The sequence below is a fragment of the Arcicella sp. GW458-12-2-14-TSB2 genome (genome assembly GCF_059423785.1).
In genome coordinates this window covers 1-5,259 of record NZ_JBWKYN010000270.1, presented here as the reverse complement: position 1 = coordinate 5,259, position 5,259 = coordinate 1, and the positions used below count along the sequence as shown (strand labels likewise).

Genomic DNA, 5,259 nt, shown 5'->3' with positions numbered 1-5,259 from the left:
AAATAATATGGATGAGTTTGATTATAAAAGTGCTTTAGCTAAAGTTCCTGAATTGCCAGGGGTATATAGATATTTCGACGAAGAAGGAACTGTTATTTATGTAGGAAAAGCCAAGAATTTAAAAAATAGAGTAAGTAGTTATTTTGCCAAATCAAATCAGCATGATAGAAAGACCAAACGTTTAGTTAGTCAAATCAGAAATCTTGAATTTACTATTGTTCACACGGAGTTCGATGCCTTACTTTTAGAAAATACCCTTATCAAAAAGTTTCAGCCTAAATACAATATTTTGTTGAGGGATGATAAGATGTACCCCTTCATCTGTGTGACCAATGAGCCTTTCCCAAAAATTATTACTATCAGAAGGGTTGATAAAAAAATGGGGACTTTCTTTGGCCCTTTTGCTAATCAAAAAGCAATGTATGCTATCCTTGAAATGTTTAATCAGCTATACACTTTTCGAACGTGCAATTTGAACCTTAATCATAAAAATATTCAAGACAGAAAATTTAAAGTATGTTTAGAATACCATATTGGGAATTGTAAAGGCCCCTGCGAAGGATTACAAACTGAAAAAGATTATCTTAAGGAAATAGACCAAGCTAAGAATATTTTGAAAGGTAATATGAGCCTTCCTAAGCAATATTTTGAAGAGAAAATGCAAGAAGCTGCCTCTAAGCTAGCCTTTGAAGAAGCACAGGAGTTTAAAGAAAAATTGGCTTATCTTGTTAACTTTCAGAGTAAATCAACGGTGGTCAATCCTAATATCAGGGATGTTGATGTATTTTCGATTGTTTCCGACGAAAATGCTTTCTATTTTAATTTCATGAAAGTATTGAATGGCTTTATTACGCAGACTCAGTCGTTAGAAGTAAAGAAAAAGTTGGATGAAACCGATGAAGATATATTGACTATGATGGTATGGGAAATGCGTGATAAGTATGAAAGCGAAGCGAAAGAGGTAATTACGAATATCCCTTTATCAGTTGAGTTGAAAGGTGTTGAAAATACCATTCCGCAAATTGGAGATAAGAAAAAGCTTTTGGAGATGTCTTTGAAAAATGTGTTGTACTTCAAGAAAGAAAAGGCCGACCGACAAGCATCTGAGGAAAGTGCAGGTGATGCAAAAATGAGGATTTTACTTACCTTAAAAAATGACTTGCAATTAAAGTCAATCCCACGCCATATCGAGTGCTTTGATAACTCTAATATTCAAGGCACAAATCCTGTATCCGCAATGGTGTGCTTTAAGAATGGAATACCCTCTAAAAAAGACTATCGGCATTTTACTCCCAAAACTGTTGAAGGGCCTAATGATTTTGCTACCATGAACGAAGTAGTTACGCGGAGGTATTCAAGGTTACTTCAGGAAGAAGCAGATTTACCTGATTTGATTATTATAGATGGTGGCAAAGGACAGTTAAGTGCTTCGGCAGATGCATTGAAAAACTTAGGACTCTATGGAAAAATTCCGATTATTGGTATAGCCAAACGACTAGAAGAAATTTATTTCCCTGAGGATAGTATTCCACTATATATTGATAAAAAGTCGGAATCGCTTAAATTAATACAACGTCTTCGTGATGAAGCTCATAGATTTGGTATTACGAAACACAGAGATAAGCGTTCTAAAAACTTTATTATTAGTCAATTAGAAAGCATTGATGGTATCGGGAAAAATACAGCCGAAAAACTATTGAAGCACTTTGGTACAGTAAGTAATATTTATAAAGCTACTTCTGAGGATTTAGAAACCCTATTAGGCAAAGCAAAAGCTTTAAAATTAAAAGAGCAATTAAAAGTAATTAACGATCAATAATGGTAGTCTTTATAACATCATTCTTCTATGGATGATGTTATAAGGAACCTCTTACGATTAGTGAGCTTGCGCTAGCAATCTTTCCTTTTTGCCTATTATGCACCATTCTTCCAACCATTTTCCCCATCTGAACAAAGTCATTTGAGATAGTAGTAATACCATTTTCAGCTAAGATTTCTTTAATCGGTGTATCATCATAAGAGAGTAAGCCTATCTCCTCCCCTAGTTTCAACTGTTTTTTATGGGTATAATTAACAAAACGAACCAAGTCATTCTCTAAAAAAAGTATGTATGCGTGTCCTTTCTGAAGGTTTTCAACATCGAGGTTATCCACTACTTCGCCTATTACGTTGTGTGCTTCACAGAATTTACTAAACCCTTTTATAATGCCTTTAGGCGTATACTGAAACTGGTTTTTACTCAAGAACAATGTTAAACTTTCGTATTTATTCAACATAGGAATCGCTTCTGTAAGTCCCTGATAAAAGTTCTGCTCAAAATCTTGGTATAAAACTGCATATTCTTCATCCAGTTGCTCGACATCAATATCTAAAATCAATAATTTGTCTTTAGATATTTGCGTAACAATATCCGATACATCCTCATTAAAGTGAGGCATGATAATATAGAAATTATAATTACCAATATTATTAATAATTACGTTTTCAAAAACTTTCAAATCGTGATAATGAAAAAACAAATCAATAGAAACATTTTCTCCTAGTGCCTCTTTCATGGCATGGAAAAGCACTTCTTTATAAGAGTTCATGGCATCAAAAAGCACAAAAACGTGCATGGAAGCCTGAATATTAGTTGAAGCAACATAATATCCCTTACCATGCTGTGCAGCCACAATTCCTCTTTCTCGAAGCTCTTCATAGGCTCGAATTACTGTCATCCTAGCAACACCCAAAGACGCCGTAATATCATTAATTGTCGGGAGTTGGTCACCTCTTTTTAAAACTCCTTGTTGGATTCTCTCAATGATTTCATCTACAATTTGTTGATATTTTGGTTTTTGAGCTTTAGGCTCGATTTGTAATTTATTTTTCATTGATGGGGTTTAATCGACAATTTTTACACTCATTCTCTCTCCAAATTTAAATGAATCGAAAATTCAAGATTTTATTTCAAAAAGCCTTCTTCTTCTTTGGGTTTAGCAGTAGGCATTTGTACTTGCGTTGAATCTACGGTATAAGAGTTACACCCTAAATCTGCCCCGTCAGGTTTTTTGAAAGGTTCTTTCTTAAAACCTGCTATTGCCAAAGACTGGTTAGCATATACTTTATCCATAAAATTAGCATAAGCAGGCATAGCCATTTTTGCTCCTTGCCCAAGTGCCAAGCTTCTAAAGTGAATACTTCTATCGTCGCCACCTACCCAAACACCAGCTACTAAGTTTTGAGTAACCCCCATAAACCAACCATCTGAGTAATTAGACGTAGTACCTGTTTTTGCTCCAATATCGTTGCCTTGTGCACAGTTATATCTGTTCAATCCTTGAGCCGTTCCGCCTGATTCTTGCACAGCCCCTTTTAACATATAAGTCATTTTGTAGGCTAAATCAGCACTAATTACTTGCTTGGTAGTAGTTTCAAAACGTCTTAATTCATTCCCGTTTTTATCTTCAATACTCAAAATCATGATAGGTTCAATACGATAGCCTTGGTTGATAAAAGTACTATAGGCTGCCACTTGTTCATATACCGAAACCTCGCTAGCACCCAAACATAAAGCAGGAACTTCCATCAAACTACTCTGAATACCCACCCTGTTGGCAAATTCTGCTATTTTTCTTGCTCCTAACAATTTCATTAATTTAGCAGCAACCGAGTTAATTGAAAGCCCCATGGCATGTCGAAGTGGCATTGAAGCATAAGAATAACTACCTGTAGAGTTTTGTGGTGTCCACGGTCTATCTATTCCATCTTCCGGGCCAAAAGTTACTGGTTCATCAACTACATTTTCACACAAACTTACCGCATCATTTTCAAGAGCACTCGCATACACAAATGGTTTGAAAGTAGAGCCCGGTTGGCGTTTACTTTGTCTTACGTGATCAAACTTAAAATATTTAAAATTTATTCCTCCTACCCAAGCTTTGATATGCCCATCGTTTGGATTCATCGCCATGAATCCACAATTCAAGATTCTTTTGTAGTAACTCATAGAATCAAGGGGTGATAAAGTAGTATCTCTATCTCCTTGCCAAGAAAACACCGTCATTTTCACAGGTGTTTTCAATACCTTCCAAACAGCCTCTTCATCTCCATCCAATTCTTCCATCAATGCTTTATAACGTTGAGTACGTTTCATGGCACTTTTCAAGAACCCTTTGATTTCATGCATTCTTTCATCAACCCACGGGTTTCTGCCTTTCCAGTGTGCATAAAACAACTTTTGCTCGGCCTTCATGTGGTCTTCTAAAGATGTTTGAGCATAGGCCTGTAATCTTGAATCAATGGTCGTATGAATCCTTAAGCCACTGGTATATAGGTTCAACTGGTCGTCATCGTCTCTGGTTGAATTAATATCAGCAATAATCTCTTGTAATTGTTTTTTTAACGCTTCACGGAAATAAGGAGCCTGTCCTGTGTTTTGATTTTCCACCTTAAATTTCAACTCCAAGGGTTCGTTTTGCAAGGATAGCATCTCTCCATCCGATAGATGCTCATATTTATTCATCTGACTTAGCACAACGTTTCGACGAACAAGACATCTTTCTGGATGACGACGAGGGTCGTACATAACAGGGTTTTGTAGCATTCCTACCAAAGTTGCGGCTTCTTTTACCGACACATTTCCGACACTTTTCCCAAAGTATGTTTTACAAGCCACTCTAATTCCATAAGCATTATTTCCAAACTCTACTTCGTTTAAATACATCTTAAGTATTTCTTGTTTGGTATAACGACTTTCTAAACGAATGGCTAAAATCCATTCCTTAGTTTTAGCAATTATCGTTCTGACTAATGGGATTTTCGCTAGCAATCCTTTATAGCTTGGGCCCTCCTCAGTTGGGTCTAGCCTACGTGTATCAAAAAGGTTTTTGGCTAATTGCTGTGAAAGCGTACTTCCTCCACCAGCTCTACCAAAATGTGTTATAACCCTGAAAGTACTTCTTAAATCAATCCCAGAGTGCTGTGTAAAACGAGCATCCTCTGTTGAAATTAAAGCATTGATGATATTAGGAGAAAGCTCTTCATATTCAATCGGCGAGCGGTTTTCACGGAAATATTTTTCTAATTCTACACCATCTTCAGAAATCAAAACAGAGGCAATCTGACTCTTTGGGTTTTCTAGTTCTTGTAAACTAGGCATCCCGCCAAAAAGCCATAAGAAGTTATATTGAACAGCAAAGATATAGAGTATAAAAGCAACAAAACCAATAATCGACAGCCTCCATAGCCGTATAATTATTTGTTTGTATTTACCAGTTT

3 protein-coding genes are annotated in these 5,259 nt (G+C 36.1%); 1 reads left to right on the top strand and 2 read right to left on the bottom strand.

The window, feature by feature from the left end; genetic code table 11:
- Positions 1-7: 7 nt before the first annotated feature.
- The gene (gene uvrC, locus AC07XN_RS23305; protein WP_309922491.1) at positions 8-1,819 is read left to right on the top strand and encodes an excinuclease ABC subunit UvrC; all 1,812 of its coding nucleotides are present in this window, start codon (positions 8-10) and stop codon (positions 1,817-1,819) included.
- Positions 1,820-1,856: 37 nt separating this feature from the next.
- On the opposite strand, the gene AC07XN_RS23300 is transcribed toward uvrC, so the two are convergent.
- Together AC07XN_RS23300 and AC07XN_RS23295 are read right to left on the bottom strand one after the other, a co-directional pair.
- Complete coding sequence (locus AC07XN_RS23300) at positions 1,857-2,873, bottom strand: GntR family transcriptional regulator (protein ID WP_309922494.1); 1,017 nt, start codon at positions 2,871-2,873, stop codon at positions 1,857-1,859.
- A gap of 71 nt (positions 2,874-2,944) precedes the next feature.
- On the bottom strand, positions 2,945-5,259 hold a 2,315-nt coding region (locus tag AC07XN_RS23295; RefSeq protein WP_494744795.1), incomplete at its 5' end, for a penicillin-binding protein 1A.

Excerpts from the sequence above, each read along its gene's own strand:
- AC07XN_RS23300 (WP_309922494.1), bottom strand. The coding sequence starts at position 2,873 with ATGAAAAATAAATTACAAATCGAGCCTAAAGCTCAAAAACCAAAATAT.
- uvrC (WP_309922491.1), top strand. The coding sequence starts at position 8 with ATGGATGAGTTTGATTATAAAAGTGCTTTAGCTAAAGTTCCTGAATTG.